Annotated in this window: 10 protein-coding genes; 9 read left to right on the top strand and 1 reads right to left on the bottom strand. The window is 46.9% G+C overall.

Annotated elements, in window-relative coordinates; all coding sequences use genetic code 11:
• The 6 genes from BLS69_RS13035 to BLS69_RS13010 all read left to right on the top strand — a co-directional run bounded on the left by BLS69_RS13035 (window position 1) and on the right by BLS69_RS13010 (window position 8,781).
• A complete protein-coding gene (locus BLS69_RS13035; protein ID WP_091032073.1) occupies window positions 1-723 on the top strand; it encodes an HD domain-containing protein in 723 nt (240 codons plus the stop codon).
• A 300-nt stretch (window positions 724-1,023) separates the two neighbouring features.
• Window positions 1,024-2,091: an FUSC family protein gene (locus tag BLS69_RS13030; protein ID WP_091032071.1), complete on the top strand. Its 1,068-nt coding sequence runs from the start codon at window positions 1,024-1,026 to the stop codon at window positions 2,089-2,091.
• A 101-nt stretch (window positions 2,092-2,192) separates the two neighbouring features.
• Window positions 2,193-2,684, top strand: coding sequence for a hypothetical protein (locus BLS69_RS13025; RefSeq protein WP_091032068.1), 492 nt, complete (start codon window positions 2,193-2,195; stop codon window positions 2,682-2,684).
• A 243-nt stretch (window positions 2,685-2,927) separates the two neighbouring features.
• Window positions 2,928-5,303: an RNA polymerase recycling motor HelD gene (gene helD, locus BLS69_RS13020; protein ID WP_091032066.1), complete on the top strand. Its 2,376-nt coding sequence runs from the start codon at window positions 2,928-2,930 to the stop codon at window positions 5,301-5,303.
• Window positions 5,304-5,614: 311 nt separating this feature from the next.
• Window positions 5,615-7,474: an adenine deaminase gene (locus BLS69_RS13015; protein WP_091032063.1), complete on the top strand. Its 1,860-nt coding sequence runs from the start codon at window positions 5,615-5,617 to the stop codon at window positions 7,472-7,474.
• A 386-nt stretch (window positions 7,475-7,860) separates the two neighbouring features.
• Entirely contained in the window at window positions 7,861-8,781 is a 921-nt protein-coding gene (locus tag BLS69_RS13010) for a hypothetical protein (protein WP_091032059.1), read from the top strand.
• Window positions 8,782-8,937: 156 nt separating this feature from the next.
• On the opposite strand, the gene BLS69_RS13005 is transcribed toward BLS69_RS13010, so the two are convergent.
• Complete coding sequence (locus tag BLS69_RS13005) at window positions 8,938-9,858, bottom strand: AraC family transcriptional regulator (protein ID WP_091032057.1); 921 nt, start codon at window positions 9,856-9,858, stop codon at window positions 8,938-8,940.
• 172 nt (window positions 9,859-10,030) lie between these two features.
• Between BLS69_RS13005 and yicI the strand changes: the two genes are divergently transcribed.
• The 3 genes from yicI to BLS69_RS12990 all read left to right on the top strand — a co-directional run bounded on the left by yicI (window position 10,031) and on the right by BLS69_RS12990 (window position 16,406).
• Window positions 10,031-12,349: an alpha-xylosidase gene (gene yicI, locus BLS69_RS13000; protein ID WP_091032055.1), complete on the top strand. Its 2,319-nt coding sequence runs from the start codon at window positions 10,031-10,033 to the stop codon at window positions 12,347-12,349.
• Window positions 12,350-12,424: 75 nt separating this feature from the next.
• Window positions 12,425-13,435: a phosphotransferase family protein gene (locus BLS69_RS12995; RefSeq protein ID WP_091032052.1), complete on the top strand. Its 1,011-nt coding sequence runs from the start codon at window positions 12,425-12,427 to the stop codon at window positions 13,433-13,435.
• A gap of 19 nt (window positions 13,436-13,454) precedes the next feature.
• Window positions 13,455-16,406 (top strand): glycoside hydrolase family 3 C-terminal domain-containing protein, encoded by a 2,952-nt coding sequence (locus BLS69_RS12990; protein WP_091032049.1) that lies wholly within the window; start codon window positions 13,455-13,457, stop codon window positions 16,404-16,406.
• The last annotated feature ends 13 nt before the right edge of the window (window positions 16,407-16,419 follow it).

Here is a 16,419-nt window from a genome sequence, read left to right as displayed (position 1 = left end):
ATGTCAGAGAACCCTCTTCAATCTGGTGGGAATCTGCAGGAATTAGGGCACATGCATAATATAGATGGAATAACGGCAGGAGAGGCTGTTCTGCGCGCCGCCCGATCCTTTGTTCAAGGGGACTCATCCAAGCATAGTGATGGTCATGACTGGCCGCACATTGAACGGGTAACCGCACTTGCGGTTGAACTCGCTCACCGCATGGGTGCAGATCCATTTGTCTGCGAACTGGCCGCATTATTACATGATGTACCGGATGAGAAGCTGAATGAGAGCTTGGAAGCCGGGATGGCCAAACTGAATGACTGGCTGGATACCCAGCCTCTTGACCCGGATATACGTAATAAGGTTGTGGGTATTATTAGCACCATCTCATATGCGGGAGGCCAACGTCCTGCAGTCAGTTCGCTTGAAGCACAGGTTGTTCAGGATGCGGATCGACTGGATGCACTGGGTGCGATTGGGATCGCGCGAACCTTTGCCTTTTCAGGCGCCAGAGGGCGTGAGATGTACGATCCGTCCCTCCCCCCACGGGAGCAGATGACCCGTGAGGAATATCGCAATGGGCGCAGCACAACGATAAATCACTTTTACGAGAAGTTGTTCAAGCTCAAGGATCTGATGAATACCTCCTATGGCAAGGAGCTGGCGGAACAGCGTCATGATTATATGGTACAGTTTGTGGACCAGTTCAAAAGGGAATGGGAGGGCACGGACCGTTAGGCAGGCATAATAAGCATGAGCATTCCACAAAGTATAATTAAGTAACGGAGGCGAATCTTTGAAGTGGTGAAAATCCATTTTGAAGATTTGCTTCTTTTTGGGTTAATAATGTGTATTAACATACATAAGGAAATCAATTTCACAATACCTCTGACTTATGACATGGCATCGGAAGACCTTACATGGTACAATAAATCGTTCTCCTGAATGAATTCAGGCAAAAAAAGAAATATGGGGTAATAATGAACATGATTATCAAATGTAAAATTTCAGGTTCGGTAAAGAGGAGGGGTCACCACCATGTCGTTTGGTGCACGTGTACTTAAGACGGGGATTGCGGTCACGCTTGCCTTGTACCTAAGCAGCCTGTTCTTGAACCCGCAATCTCCCGTGCCTGCCGCAATCGCGGCTATATTCGCCATGCAGCCTTCCATCTATCGTTCTTGGAAATACTTCCTGGATCAGTTGCAAACGACCACGCTGGGAGCTATTGTCGCCCTTCTGGGGGGCATGGTGCTGTCCAATGAGCCAATCGCCGTTGGATTAATTATTGTACTTGTCATCATGATCTGTCTTAAATTGAATATGGGTGAGACGGTTGGCCTGACACTGGTCACGGTTGTATCCATTATGGAAGCCTCGGGTGACTGGCATTTTGCACTCAATCGTTTTCTGTTGACACTGGTTGGTATTGTCTCGGCGTTTCTCATCAACATTACGGTATTTCCTCCGAAACCGAAGGTTCAGTTCGTGAAGCAGATCCATAGTGTATTCAGCGGTATGTCGTTGCTTCTGCGAACCTCGATCTCGGATGAGATCAAGGAAGTTGTATTCCGGGAGGAGAAAAGCAACCTGGGCGGTTCCATTAAGTCTTTGTCCGACAAGTATAACTTGTTCGAAGAGGAACAGAAAAAGATGAAACGTTCGAAATTCAGCGAAACTCGTCAGATGGTGGTCTACAAACAAATGCTGCTGAGTCTGCAAAAAGGGTATGAGGTGCTGGATTCGGTGGAACGCCACTATTTCCAGGCACCGCGGACAACGGCCATGGATCAGTTTTTTGACTCACATCTTGAACTGGTTATCAAATTCCATGAGCACGCACTGCTCAAGTTCGAGGATAAGCTGAAACCTAATGGGGAAGAGGCCGCACAGTTTGTATTGGATAATGACCGTTTCATGGAGCAGGCGATCACCCAGTTTGATATCGACAAGGAAGGGATGTTACGATTGTCGATCGTGGCTGCTGCGATCTATGATTACGGATATCAGCTGGAACGTCTGAATCGACTTGCCGAACATGTGCATAGTGCCAGTGAAGACAAAGAATCACAGGACAAAATTTTGAACTGGCTTAAGTGGCCTTGATAACGAATTGCGCACCTGCTTTGTGATCATATACAATGGAACTACAACATTGCCCGGACAATCGTGTCCGGGTTGTTTTGTCATACATAAGGCTGAATGGCATGAATATTAACGAACCGAGGGATAGAGACATGATTATTGAGGAATTAGACGCTGAACTAATGGAATGGTTGAGTGGGACAAATCTGGAGCATAAACAGCATGAGGCCATGCAACTGCTAACCGTATCTGAGGATCAATGGCCGCATCAGGCGATGATCAGTATGGGGGAAGTGATTGCGATAAATCCGCGTCAGCTTAGACTTGCTTTATGGCAAGGTACACAGACCAGTATGAACATGAGCAAAACAGGCAAGGCTACCTTGATTGCGGTTCAAGGACATCGATTGCTGCATATCCGTATAGAAGTAGAACGGTTGCCTGAGATTAAGAGCGCTGTTCATCCGAGAGATCGTTTTGATGCACAAGTGCTCCATGTACGTGTGGATCACGCGCCATATGCGGAGATCACTTCAGGAATAACCTTTCAATTAAAAGATGAACTTGGGGCAATTACACGCTGGAAAGAGACGATTGAAGAATTACGAAAGTAGGCAGGAGTAGCTAGGTCAGTTGAGGACCGGTAATTGGGTAATAATGAAGAAGAAAACAACAAAAAACGCCTCCGCTTGCATCGGGACGTTGTCACTGGTACAATAAAAAATGGTTTTCAGAAAATTAGAACTAATTAACATATAATTAAAATGTTTACTTTCTAATAATTATACCATTGCCTTTTCGGGCTTGTCAAATGGGATTTTGAGGACACAATCCGGGGAAAGAGGGGCTATTAACATATGAGTACAGATCAGCAATGGATTGAGGAACAACAACGGGTCAACACGGTGACCGATCAGATTGAACGCAAGATCACAACGTTAGAAGATGAAGTAGGTTCCTTCCGTGACGAAGTGGTTGGCATGAGAAAAGATTTCTGGGACGAAGTCACGATGAACTTCAGTGAAGCGGACGATGTCGGAGAGACTTCAACCAGCATGCGGCAGCAGTCACAGGTACTGTCCGATCGGGAGCGCAGCCATCTCAATACAGCAGCTGCGTTGGATAAAATGAAACGACTGCATCATTCACCGTATTTTGGGCGCATTGATTTTAAGGAAGACGGGTATCCAAATGCAGAACGAATTTATCTCGGCATTGCATCGTTGCTGGATGAGAAGGAAGAATCTTTTCTGGTCTACGACTGGCGTGCGCCAATCTCTAACCTGTATTATGACGGAGCACCGGGCCCGATCACATATCATACACCAAGCGGAGAGATCAGCGGTGATATAGAGATGAAGCGGCAGTTTGTCATTCGGGACGGACGTATCCGTTTTATGTTTGACACGGGGGTTACGATTGGTGATGAGTTGTTGCAGGCCGTGCTCAGTCGAACTTCAGATGCACAGATGAAGAGTATTGTAGCGACCATTCAGAAGGAGCAGAACCGGATTATCCGTAATGACCGGACACGTATGCTCATTGTGCAAGGCGCAGCCGGCAGTGGCAAAACATCCGCGGCGCTCCAGCGTGTGGCATATCTTCTCTATAAATACCGCGAGCATCTGCAAGCGGATCAGATGGTTCTTTTTTCACCGAATCCAATGTTCAACAGTTATGTCTCCACGGTACTGCCTGAGCTTGGGGAGGAAAACATGTTGCAAACGACCTTCCAGGAGTATCTGGAGCGCCGTTTGGGTCGTGAATATCAACTGGAAGATCCGTTTATTCAACTCGAATATGTACTTACGGGGACGGAAGATCCCGATTATGAAGTTCGCATGTCCAGCATTCGCTTCAAGTCGTCCGAAACTTTCCTGAAAGTCATTACACGTTATAAGGAAAGCATGTTGTCAGGTGGCATGAAATTCAAGCCGGTTCGCTTCCAGGGCCGAGCGATTGTCACGTCAGAGGCTATGGCTGAGAAATTCTATAGTTTCGAGTCGTCCGTTAAGCTGGTGAGTCGACTGGAGATGTTACGGGACTGGATGCTGAAAGAACTGTCTGCCTTTGGTAAAGGTGAGTTGGATGCGCCTTGGGTTGATCAGCAGCTTGATCTGATGGAGCCGGAGGATCTGCAACGTGCATATCAACGGTTGAAGCGCAAGCAAAAAGGAAAGACCCATACATTTAATGACTTCGAGCAGGAAAGAGAAATTCTGGCACGTATGGTGGTCAGTGACCGACTCAAACCGTTGCGCAAATGGATCAAGTCCTTACGATTCGTTGATATAAGACAATTATATGCACATCTGTTCAGCGATCAGGCTCAGATGGAGCGATTGCTGGGTGACGAAGCACTGCCTGCTCAATGGGATGAAATTGGTAAGATGACTTTACGCAGATTGAAGTCTCAGGAGTTGGCATATGAAGATATTACGCCATACTTGTACTTGCGTGAGCTTATGCTTGGATTCCATATTAACTCCAATATTCGCCATGTCATCATTGATGAAGCCCAGGATTATTCTGCGTTTCAGTTGGCATTTATGAAGAGATTGTTCCCGCGGGCGAAAATAACAGCACTTGGTGACTTTAATCAGGCAATCTATGCCCACTCTTCAGTACTTAGTGGAACAGGACCCTTGACTAACCTGTACGGACCAGACAATACGGAAGTGATTGAGCTGACTAGAAGTTATCGATCTACCCGGGAGATCGTGGAGTTTACACGTGGTATGGTGCCTGGTGGGGAAGAGATTATTCCATTTAACCGTAGCGGCGAGAAGCCTAAAGTGATTGTCTCTTCTGATGCCGAGCGTCATATGAACGTCATCACGACAGACCTGAAGCACTTGATTAAGGAAGGATACGAATCGGTCGCAGTCATCTGCAAGACCGCCGAAGAGAGCAGAGACGTACATGCTGCATTGAGCAAGGTACTGCCCACAGCACCGAAGTTAATCAAAAAAACGACGCTGGCTTTTGAGCAGGGTGTTCATGTGATCCCAGCGTATCTGGCCAAAGGTGTGGAGTTCGATGCTGTCCTGATCTATGACGGCTCTGCGGAGCAGTATGCGCAGGAACATGAACGCAAGTTGTTCTATACGGCTTGTACACGAGCGATGCATCTGCTGCACGTTTACTGCGTGGGTACACCGAGTCCTTTCATTACTGCCCAGTCGGAAGAATGGTATGATCTTGGCAAGGTGTCTGCTGCGCAAGTGGACTGACATAACACTTCATATGCATGAAGAAGGCTTCCGTTCAATGGAACGGGAGTTTTTCTGTATATGATACATAGATCGGGAAGAAGCTAGCTTAGCGAGGGAATTATACGAGATGAGGTTCCAGCCATTTAAGTGATCGTATTGAATGAGGATACCTAACGTGAATCCGTAAGGATTGGGTCCCGTGGATAAAGACGACTTCATAATTTGTATTTAAGCACAATAGATGTGATTTTTCTTTACACATGAAGTCCCGACTCATATAATCGTAACAATATATTTTTTTTGGATCGTTTATTAAAGGAGGCAACAAAATGAACAAACCATCTTTTGAACGGCCGCTTATGGCCGATTGTGTACCTGATCTGGTCGCTACAGCACGGGGAGATTTGCCAGCGACTTTGGTCATTCGGGGAGGTACGCTGGTAAACGTGATATCGGGTGAGATTTTGCCTGAGATGTCCATAGCTGTACAGGGAGCTCGAATCGCTTATGTTGGTAAAGATGTAAGCCACACCATTGGAGAACATACCCGGATTATTGAAGCGAACGGTAAGTATATCGCTCCTGGTTTGCTGGATGGACACTGCCATATCGAAAGTACACAGATGAAAGTAACCGAGTTTGCGAGAGCGGTATTGCCTTCAGGCACGACCGGAGGTTTCTTTGACCCACATGAGATCTCTAACGTGCTTGGTCTCAAAGGTTTGAGACTGATGCTGGATGAAGCGCGGACCACACCGATGGCTGCTTATATGCAGGTGGCTTCCTGTGTGCCTTCCACTCATCCAGGATTGGAGACAACAGGTGCTTATATCGGGCCTGAAGAGGTAGCTGAGGCTCTTTCCTGGGGTCCGGACATGATTGGCCTTGGTGAAGTGATGAACTTCCCTGGGGTAGTCTATGGGGACGAGACGATGATTGGTGAGATACAGGCGACCCTCCGGGCAGGTAAAGTGGCAGACGGTCATTTCACCTGGGCAGCAGATGACTGGCGTCTGCCAGCCTATGCAGCGAGTGGTGTTACGGGGGATCATGAGTGTGTGACCAAGGAAGATGTGGTTGAACGTCTGCGACTCGGGATGTATGCGAAGATGCGCCAAGGTTCGGCATGGCATGACGTGGCTGAGACAATCAAAGCCTGCACTGAGCTTGGACTGGATACACGCCGGATGATGCTGGTGACCGATGACCGAAGCTCTGAATCCCTGCTCAAAGAAGGACATATGGATTTTGTTGTTCGTCTTGCAATCTCCCAAGGTGTGAAGCCGGTCACTGCTTTTCAGATGGCAACCATTAACACGGCTGAGCGCTTTGGTGTTGCGCGTGATATTGGTGCGGTTATTCCGGGCAATATAGCCGATATTATTCTGCTGGACGGCCGGTTGGCGGATGTACGTGTGGGCATGACGATTGCTGCCGGGCAAGTTGTAGCCGAGAACGGGAAAATGACGGCGGTCTGGGACAGCTTCACGTACCCTGAGGAAGCACTGAACACGGTGAAGTTAGAAGCTAATATTCAGCCAGTAGATCTGGAGTTGGCTGCACCGATTCAAGAGGGGATCATTGGTGCCAAAATCATTCATGTGACAGAGAACCATGTGGATACAAAGGAGAAACACCTGCCCGTCACCGTAGAGAACGGCAAGGTTGTGGTTTCAACTTCAGGGGAAGTATGCAAAATTGCGGTATTGGAGCGTCACAAACAAACCGGGAATCGAGCGGTAGCGCTTGTTGGAGGCATCGGCTTCACATCCCCTGCAGCGATTGCGATGACGGTTGCTCATGATAGTCACAACCTGTTGATTATCGGTAATGATGATGCCCTGATGGCCGAAGCCGGTAACCGTGTCATTCGAATGCAGGGCGGAGTCGCCGTGGTAACGGCAGCAGGTGTAACCGAATTCCCGCTGCGGATTGCAGGTTTGATGTCAACCGAGCCATTCGAAGTCGTTGCAGCCCAATCGGCAGCAATCAGTGAAGCTTTACAGTCTGCAGGATGTACGTTGAATAATGCGTTCATGACGCTTTCGTTGCTCGCGCTGGTTGTGATTCCAGAACTACGTTTGTCCGACAAGGGTCTTGTGCGGATCTCGGCAGAAGGTATTGAACTGGTGTCCCTTTTCGATGAAGTGGTTGAGAATACACCTGTAGCTCCATCGGGTAATGAATGAACGGAAATGTCGACTAGAGCACAAATAAATTAAGATACATGCAAAGCCGCCTTAGGGCGGTTTTTTTGTACATTGTGGGAGAAAACGCTTTCTAGGTCTTCTGGATCTCGGTGTGCATATGGCAATAATGACTGAAGTCATGCTGAAATAAGGGTTAATTTAGAAAATAGTGAATAATTGTGACTTTTGAACTATATATACAGAACTACGAATTCCCGAAATATAGTTATATGATTCTTTCGTAGTGAGTCTTAAAGATGATATTGCATATAGAAGCAATCCAAATTCGTCGTACCTAATAAATATCCATTAAATGAATATGAAACGACACAATTTCATCCAGATTTGCACGTCAGAGCTGATAACTTCAGAGGGAGTGTACAAATATGAAAAGCAAAAGGGGTTACCGTTTTATCGTATTACTGAGTTGTTTGATCCTGTGTGCGAGTACAGCCTGTTCTTCCAAAGCCATTGCGGATGGTTCAGTCGACAGTTATGCAACGATTCATGGAAAACTTGATGCACCGGTGAGAGCGACATGGGTGTGGGATACCACCCAGATCCGAAGTAATCCTCAAGAGGTATTAAATTATGCTACAGCGAACAAAATCAATACGATCTATCTGCAGATGAACCGGGATATAAAAATTCCTGAATATAAAAGTTTTATCCGTCAGGCGAGAGCCAAGAACATTGCGGTTGACGTCATGGATGGAAGATCAGCCTGGGGCTTGACGGAAAGTCGGGAGCAGATTGCATCTTTCCTGGACTGGATCGAGACATATCAGGCGCAAGCGTTGCCCAATGAGAAATTTGCTGGTATCCATCTGGATATTGAGCCACATGTGCACCCGCAGTGGAAAATCAATCAGGCCAGTGTAATTACCCAGTGGCAAGGCAATGTGGAGTACATTGTTGAGCGAGCATCACGGATGAAGATGCCAGTAGCAGCTGATCTGCCTTTCTGGCTCGATAACTACAAAATTCCGGGTTCCACGATGGCCGTAAGTAGCTGGATGATTCGCAAGTTTGATTCCATCACCATTATGGCTTACCGCGATACAGCTGCTGCAATCTATAGTGTGGCGAAGGATGAACTTGCAGAAGCAGCTCTGCTCGGCAAGACGATCTCAATCGCCGTGGAAACAAAGCAAAGCAAGGAAGGCGACTTCATTACTTTTTATGAAGAGGGATCTGCTTATATGGAAGCACAATTGAAGTTGGTCGAAAAAATGGCTTCAGTACATGCGTCCTTTAACGGTTTCTCCGTACATGAGTACACTTCATGGAAGACGCTGAAAAAGTGAGACATCAATAAATTCCTTAGCGCAGTTCTTGTAGCAGCACATGAAATGAGTTCTAGCTGAGACAACGTGCCTCAGAACCTTATCTTGTTAGTTCTTGGGAATTGGAAGTGATAAAGAAGGTGTTTGCAGCTGAATAGCTGTGAGCACCTTCTTCTTTTACACCTGAACTAGAGCAGACTCCATTCCTACGTTCTCATAGAACATTTTGCGATACTGTGAAGGTGTAGTGGCTTTATGTTTTTTAAATGTAGTGATGAAGTAACTTAGATGCTCAAAACCCACATCCATGGCGATATCAACAATCTTGTGATCCGTATTCTCAAGCTGAACGCAGGCCTGTTGAACGCGGTAATAGTTAATGTAATCAACCGGGGTTTTCTGCACCATCTGTTTGAAGAAACGACAGAAGTGTCCTTCGCTCATATTGGCTTCGTCGGCCAGTTCTTTCAGCTTTAATGGTTCAGGATACCGTTTGTGAATATACCCGAGCACGGATTTCAGGCGCTCTACCTTGTCATGACTCCCTGTAGCTACGGTGCCTTTGAGCGGAGCAGGTCTCATATGTTCGAACATTCGGGCAAATATGAGGTACAGGTACGCTTTTGTTGACATTTCACACGTTTCGGTTCGGGTAGCATGGTCCGCAAATATGCGTTTCAGGTGATCCAGAATTTCTTGTCCCCAATCCTCATCTGCCTTGATGTGACAAGGGGGAATCACCGTTTTGCGTACCAGTGGACCGATGAATTTCTCTTGGACCGTATCAAAGGTACGGCTGCCAAGCAGCTCGGGATTAAATACAATAGAAGAAAATACGCAGGGAACATCACCCTTCAGATACCCCGCATGAATCTCGCCTCTATTGATGAAAATGGCTTCTCCAGCTTGAACCTGGGCGGTGTTCATATCGATCTGAAAGACGGCGCAGCCCTTGGTCACCATGGTGAACTCCATCTCATCATGCCAGTGGCAATCGAGAATGCTATCTCCGTTTAGTTGTTGAATATCCGGGTACACACTGACGGGATACATGGCATTGCCGTGAATCCGGTCTTCCCGTAATCGTTCACGTTCCATATCAGATTCTCCTTTTGTTACATTATTAATGTAATCGTTTCCATAGATTGGTGATGATGTTCAAGAATCGGATGTTTATTATCAAAATCGTGATATATTTGGTCAAAATAAGAGAAGAAATTCGTTATTAATATCAATATTATTATAATATAACCAAAGGGGGAAAGAAAACATGAAATTTACTGATGGATTCTGGATGACTCGTGAAGGGTACCAGATTCAAAACCCGACTGACATTCGTGATATTGTGCAAAAAGAGAATTCTGTGACCGTATATGCGGCAACTAAATATATTCGTACCAAAGGCGACACGTTGAACGGAACATTGCTGAAAGCAACGTACAGCTCACCAATGCCTAACGTTATTCGTGTAACCTTGAATCACCATAAGGGCGGCGTGAAAAAAGGGCCTGAATTTGAGCTTAACACACAAGAAGCCAACGTTGAGATCTCAAAAAATGAACAAGGTGCTGTTTTGAAAAGCGGCAATCTGGAAGTTCAAATCGACAAAACAAACGGTTGGGACATTAGCTTCCTGTATGGAGGAAAACGGATTACAGGTAGCGGTCAAAGAGCTGCTGGTTATATTACAGGTCCAAGCAAGGAAGCGTACTTCCGCGAGCAGCTGGATCTCGGTATTGGTGAATACGTTTACGGACTCGGTGAGCGCTTCACGCCGTTTGTTAAGAATGGCCAAATTGTAGATACCTGGAATGAGGACGGGGGTACAAGCAGTGAGCAGTCCTATAAGAACATTCCGTTTTATTTGTCCAATAAAGGATATGGCGTATTTGTAAACCATCCTGAACGCGTATCATATGAGATTGCATCCGAGAATGTATCTAAAGTTCAGTTCAGCGTAGAAGGCGAGACGTTGGAGTACTTCATTATCGGCGGTGACAATCCAAAGGATGTACTTGATAATTATACGAAATTAACAGGTAAACCAGCGCTTCCACCAGCGTGGACTTTTGGTCTGTGGCTGACAACGTCATTCACAACGGATTATGATGAAGCAACGGTTAACCATTTCGTAGATGGCATGGCTGAACGTGATCTTCCGCTCTCTGTATTCCATTTTGACTGCTTCTGGATGAAGGAATACCAATGGTCTGATTTTGTATGGGATGAAGCGATGTTCCCGGATCCGGAAGGCATGCTTGCACGTCTGAAAGAGAAGGGCCTTAAAATCTGTGCTTGGATCAATCCATATATTGCAGAAAAATCCTACTTGTTCGATGAAGGTATGGAGAACGGTTATCTGGTCAAAACAGCCGATGGCAGCGTATGGCAATGGGATATGTGGCAAGCAGGTATGGCTCTGGTTGACTTCACGAATCCGGATGCTGTGAACTGGTATAAGAGCAAGCTGGAAGTCCTGCTGGATCAAGGTGTAGATTCATTCAAGACAGACTTTGGCGAAAGAATTCCGACCGATGTTGTGTACTTCGATGGTTCTGATCCGGTTAAAATGCACAACTATTATACACAGCTCTATAACAAAGCTGTATTTGAATTGCTCGAAGAGAAGATTGGCAAAAACGAAGCTGCCCTGTTTGCACGCTCTGCAACAGCTGGTGGGCAACAGTTCCCGGTTCACTGGGGCGGTGACTGTTCTTCCACGTATGAATCCATGGCTGAATCACTTCGCGGTGGCCTCTCACTGGGGCTTTCCGGTTTCGGATTCTGGAGCCATGATATCAGTGGTTTTGAAAGCACAGCGAGCCCTGACGTATACAAACGCTGGGTACAATTCGGATTGTTATCTTCACACAGTCGCCTGCATGGCAGCACTTCGTATCGTGTGCCTTGGCTGTTTGACGAGGAATCCGTGGACGTTGTTCGTGACTTTACCAAACTCAAAATCAGCCTGATGCCGTACCTGTACAATTCTGCGGTAGAGTCAACGGTAAAAGGTATTCCGATGATGCGCGCTATGCTGCTGGACTTCCCAGAGGACCCAACAACATATAACCTGGATACGCAATATATGTTTGGTGATTCAATTCTGGTGGCTCCAATCTTCAACAAGGAAGGTGATGTGAGTTATTACCTGCCTGAAGGAACTTGGACGAACTATCTGACAGGAGCGAAAGTACAAGGTGGACGCTGGATCAGTGAAAACCATGACTTTAAAACACTGCCAATGATGATTAAGCCAAACAGTCTGATCGCTGTGGGTGCGGTGGATAGCAAACCGGATTACGACTTTGCGAATGATGTGTCCTTGCACTTGTTCGAACTGGCTGATGGTCAAACGGCTCAAGCTGTCGTTGTGAACCAAGCGGCAGAGCAGGAGCTGACAGTTAACGTTACACGTAATGGTTCAGTGCTGGATGTTCGTGCTGAAGGTGCAGGCAAACCATGGAACTTGGTGCTTCGCGGCATTGAGAGTGTATCCAGCGTTGAAGGTGGTTCCCAAGTGTCTGGTGCAAATGGTGTTGTCGTTACGGCAGCAACAGGCGAAAGCGTGCTTACAATCCAACTGTAAAATGATATAGTAAAAGAAAAGGACGGTGCCGAAAGGTGCCGTCTGTTTGTCTACGATGATAGGAGATTGAATGAAATGAGTACAATGAATTCCGGTTTGCACTGCACGATATCAGCAGAGATGCTGCATCAACTGGTAGAGATTAATTTTGGAAGCGATACCAAAGTAAAGGCGTTTGGTCTCCTGCAAGGTGGACTTTTTAATACAACCTATCGGATTCAACTTGAACATACATCCTATACGGATGTGATTTTACGTTTGGCTCCAGAGCGGGGAGAGATGGCGGCTGGTTCTGCGAGTGACCCACTCTTTTCTTTTGAACGTACGATGATGGCGGCTGAACCGATTGTGTATGAATATTACCGTAAGGCATGCATTCCTGCTCCCAACATTATCGCCTGTGATGATAGCGGATCCATCATTCCAAGAACGTACATGTTTATGGAATTTATCCCGAGTAAGCAGCTGGATCACGCATCTATTTCAGACATAGACAAAGAGCGATTGTATCATCAGCTTGGCGCGTATACCGCCATCATGCATCAGATCGAGGGTGCATCGTTTGGCTGGCCGCAAGGAGATGGGACGATTAAAGGCTCGGATCAATGGTCCGAGGTGTTGCACTCTTTTGCAGAAGAAACGGCACTTAAAGCGGCACAAGCCGATTATATGTCAGGTGTGGGAGAAGAAATCGCCGCTATTTTCATCAAAAATAAAGAATTATTCGATCAAGTGACCCATCCGGTACTGGTTCATAATGACCTGTGGGAAGCCAATGTGCTTGTTCATCAGGAAAATGGTGAGCTAAACATTGCGGCCATCATTGATGGAGATCGTTCCATGTTTGCCGACAGGGAGTTTGAAGCCATATTGTCGACAGAATCGGTGGCTTTTCATGAAGGATATGATCGTCCACTGGACTCATCCGCTGAAGGACAGGCACGCAGGCTTGCGTACCGAATACTGTCTTCGTATTTTAATGCCTACGTTCATGAACATCAGGTCAATCAACCTGAAGATGGTCGGAAGTATCGCCAGCGCACGCTGGATTTACTGGAGCAATGGAAGCAACTCGGACATAACTAATTCGCAGGGGGAATGAAGGATGAAGGAGTATCATCAATACCCGATGTGGGATGCGTCACTTTCACTTGAGGAAAGGTTGGATGACCTGATTGCACGATTGACAACGGAGGAGAAGATCCGACTAATTCCTACACGCGAAGCAGCTGTGCCAAGACTGGGCATTCCAGCCTACAACGTTGGGGGCGAAGCTGCCCACGGGGTTGCATGGAAAGGTGAGGCAACGGTATTTCCGCAACCTCTCGGTCTATCAAGTACCTGGAATACAAGGCTCATGCGGGAGATTGGTTCCGTCATTGGCGATGAAGCGAGGGCATATCATCACCGTGATCCTGAGGTTCATGGGTTAACATTGTGGGCACCAACGGTTGACCTGGAACGTGACCCACGCTGGGGCAGAACGGAAGAGGGGTATGGCGAGGACCCAGTCCTCACGGGAGAAATGTCGGCAGCTCTCGTCAAAGGAATGCAGGGAAGTGATCCTTTTTATCTGAAAATGGTCGCTACATTGAAACACTTTTTTGCCAATAATAATGAGAAAGATCGGCTGAATTGTTCATCCAGCATCGATCCGCGCAATCTGCGGGAATATTATTTAAAAGCATTTGAGACACCATTTGTGGAAGGCGGAGCATTGTCCATGATGACAGCTTACAATTCCATCAATGGTACACCTGCCATTGAAAGTCCATATGTGAATGATGTGGTTAAGGGTGAGTGGGCGATGCCAGGTTTCATTGTATGTGATGGTGGAGACCTGTCACAGACTGTGAATTATCATGGTTATCATACCAGCCATGCCGAGTCAGCAGCAGGCGCGTTGAAGGCAGGAGTGGATTGTCTTACAGATGAAGTTGATCTTGTAATATCTGCTCTGGAGGATGCTCTTGATCAGGATCTGTTGGAGATCGCTGATTTGGACCGAGCGATTCGTAACATCTTTGGTGTGCGGATGCGACTTGGACAACTAGATCAGTCTGGGCTCAATCCATATGCGTCTATACCTGAATCTGTATTATGTGCACCAGAGCACGCTAAACTCAGTTATCGTGCAGCTGCCGAATCCATTGTTTTACTCCAAAATGATGGATTGCTTCCTTTGAAGCCAGAAGCGTTGCAAAAAATCAGTGTGATTGGGCCCCTTGCGGATGTTGTCTATACCGATTGGTACAGTGGCACACTGCCTTATCGTGTATCCGTCCTCGATGGATTGCGTAATCGACTCCCTCAATCAGACATAACGTATTCAGATGGGAATGACCGTATTCAGCTGAAGACAGCAGACGGTCAGGTTATAACCTTGGGTGCGGAAGGTACACTCGTCGCTGTGCCGGAAGCCAGTGCACCTACAGCCGCCGAATTTGTACATCAGGATTGGGGTTGGGGAAGTCATACGCTAAGAAGTGTGAACAATAATCGATACGTTAGTTTAACCGAGCAAGGCATCTATCAGGCAAACGCCCCAGAGATTGGTGGCTGGTTTGTGAAGGAAGTTGTTCGAATAGATCCTCTAACGGACGGAAGTAACACCTTGCGGACGTGGAACGGTATTCCTGTTGGACTGAGCGAATATCAGGGACATTCTGCTGTATCACCACTCCGGCCACAAGGAGAACAAACTACAGCTACAGGTACAAATCCGAATGATGTTGGTGACTCTGGACACGCAAGTCAATCACCAGGCAATACACAGATAACTTCTGCATTCAATATTGATATTGTGACAAGCGGAATAAAACAAGCCGTAGAAGCTGCACGTGGCAGTCAGGTATCTGTCGTTGTTGTTGGCAACAGCCCTTATATCAACGGCAAAGAAGAAATTGACCGCCCAAGTCTGCTGCTTCCGCCGAGTCAGGTCGAGCTTGTCAAAGCTGTATGTGAAGCCAATCCCAATACGGTGGTTGTGATTATGGGCAGTTATCCATTTGCTTTGCAGGAGTTGAAAGGTATTGCCCGCGCAATCGTTTATATGACACATGCAGGTCAGGAATTGGGGAATGCGCTTGCAGATGTGCTGTTAGGTTATTATGCCCCGGCAGGCAGATTGAATATGACATGGTATGAAGACGAATCACAGCTGCCTGACATAATGGATTATGACATCATTCAGAATGGCATGACCTATATGTATCATGAAGGACCGGTTCAATATGCTTTTGGTCATGGCCTGACGTATTCCGAATTCGAATACGAAGCAATTCGTGTAAGTCGAAGTGCTTCGCCGGAATCCACTACCACAGATCAATTGAAGATTGAGGTGGAGGTACACAATACAGGTGAACGTGACAGTAATGAAGTCGTTCAGATCTATGGATCTTCATATACCTCCCGAGTGAAACGTGCTCAGAAGCAGCTGCTTGCTTTCCGTCGTGTTCATGTCAAAGCAGGGACGCGTGTTACGATAAGTTTCGAGGTTCCTGTTCAGAAGCTGGCGCTATGGGATGTTACCCGAGATCAATACTGCCTGGAGACAGCGACCTGGGCCATCCTGGCAGGGCGTTCTTCCGCAGATATACGTCAGTCGGCTGATATTGAAATTGAAGGTGAGACGATTCCGGATCGTCCACTGCACTTGCTTACCTTTGCCGAGAATTACGATGCTTGTGCAGGTGTTCTTCTGGATGAATGTCTGGAAGGGCGTTCGGCAGTTCGGGCAATCACTCCGGAAGAACCCTTATATCGAGAGGAGCAATCGTCCTGGATCGCTTTCAACCATAATGCTGTTCAGGAAGTACAAGGATTTGAAGCCAGAGTGGCAGCTTTTGGGGAAGAGGGCAGACTGGAGATTCGTTCCGGAGGACTGGAGGGCGAACTGCTCGGTGTGTGTGAAGTTTCTGGACCCGGTGGCAGTGTGAACGGAAAAGATATCAAGTGGACAACAGTCCAATGTTCGCTTGAGGCGCCACGTAAGGTGAATGAGCTGTATATTATTTTTAAAGGTGGAGCAGCGTTACGGCACTTTAGATTGTTGTAGTTGTAGCATGTCC

It is taken from the genome of Paenibacillus sp. CF095 (assembly GCF_900101225.1).
Lineage (GTDB): Bacteria > Bacillota > Bacilli > Paenibacillales > Paenibacillaceae > Paenibacillus.
This window is presented reverse-complemented; position numbering and strand designations above follow the sequence as displayed.

Coding starts and splice junctions, on each gene's coding strand:
- BLS69_RS13035 (WP_091032073.1), top strand. CDS start 1: ATGTCAGAGAACCCTCTTCAATCTGGTGGGAATCTGCAGGAATTAGGG.
- BLS69_RS13030 (WP_091032071.1), top strand. CDS start 1,024: ATGTCGTTTGGTGCACGTGTACTTAAGACGGGGATTGCGGTCACGCTT.
- BLS69_RS13025 (WP_091032068.1), top strand. CDS start 2,193: ATGAATATTAACGAACCGAGGGATAGAGACATGATTATTGAGGAATTA.
- helD (WP_091032066.1), top strand. CDS start 2,928: ATGAGTACAGATCAGCAATGGATTGAGGAACAACAACGGGTCAACACG.
- BLS69_RS13015 (WP_091032063.1), top strand. CDS start 5,615: ATGAACAAACCATCTTTTGAACGGCCGCTTATGGCCGATTGTGTACCT.
- BLS69_RS13010 (WP_091032059.1), top strand. CDS start 7,861: ATGAAAAGCAAAAGGGGTTACCGTTTTATCGTATTACTGAGTTGTTTG.
- BLS69_RS13005 (WP_091032057.1), bottom strand. CDS start 9,858: ATGGAACGTGAACGATTACGGGAAGACCGGATTCACGGCAATGCCATG.
- yicI (WP_091032055.1), top strand. CDS start 10,031: ATGAAATTTACTGATGGATTCTGGATGACTCGTGAAGGGTACCAGATT.
- BLS69_RS12995 (WP_091032052.1), top strand. CDS start 12,425: ATGAGTACAATGAATTCCGGTTTGCACTGCACGATATCAGCAGAGATG.
- BLS69_RS12990 (WP_091032049.1), top strand. CDS start 13,455: ATGAAGGAGTATCATCAATACCCGATGTGGGATGCGTCACTTTCACTT.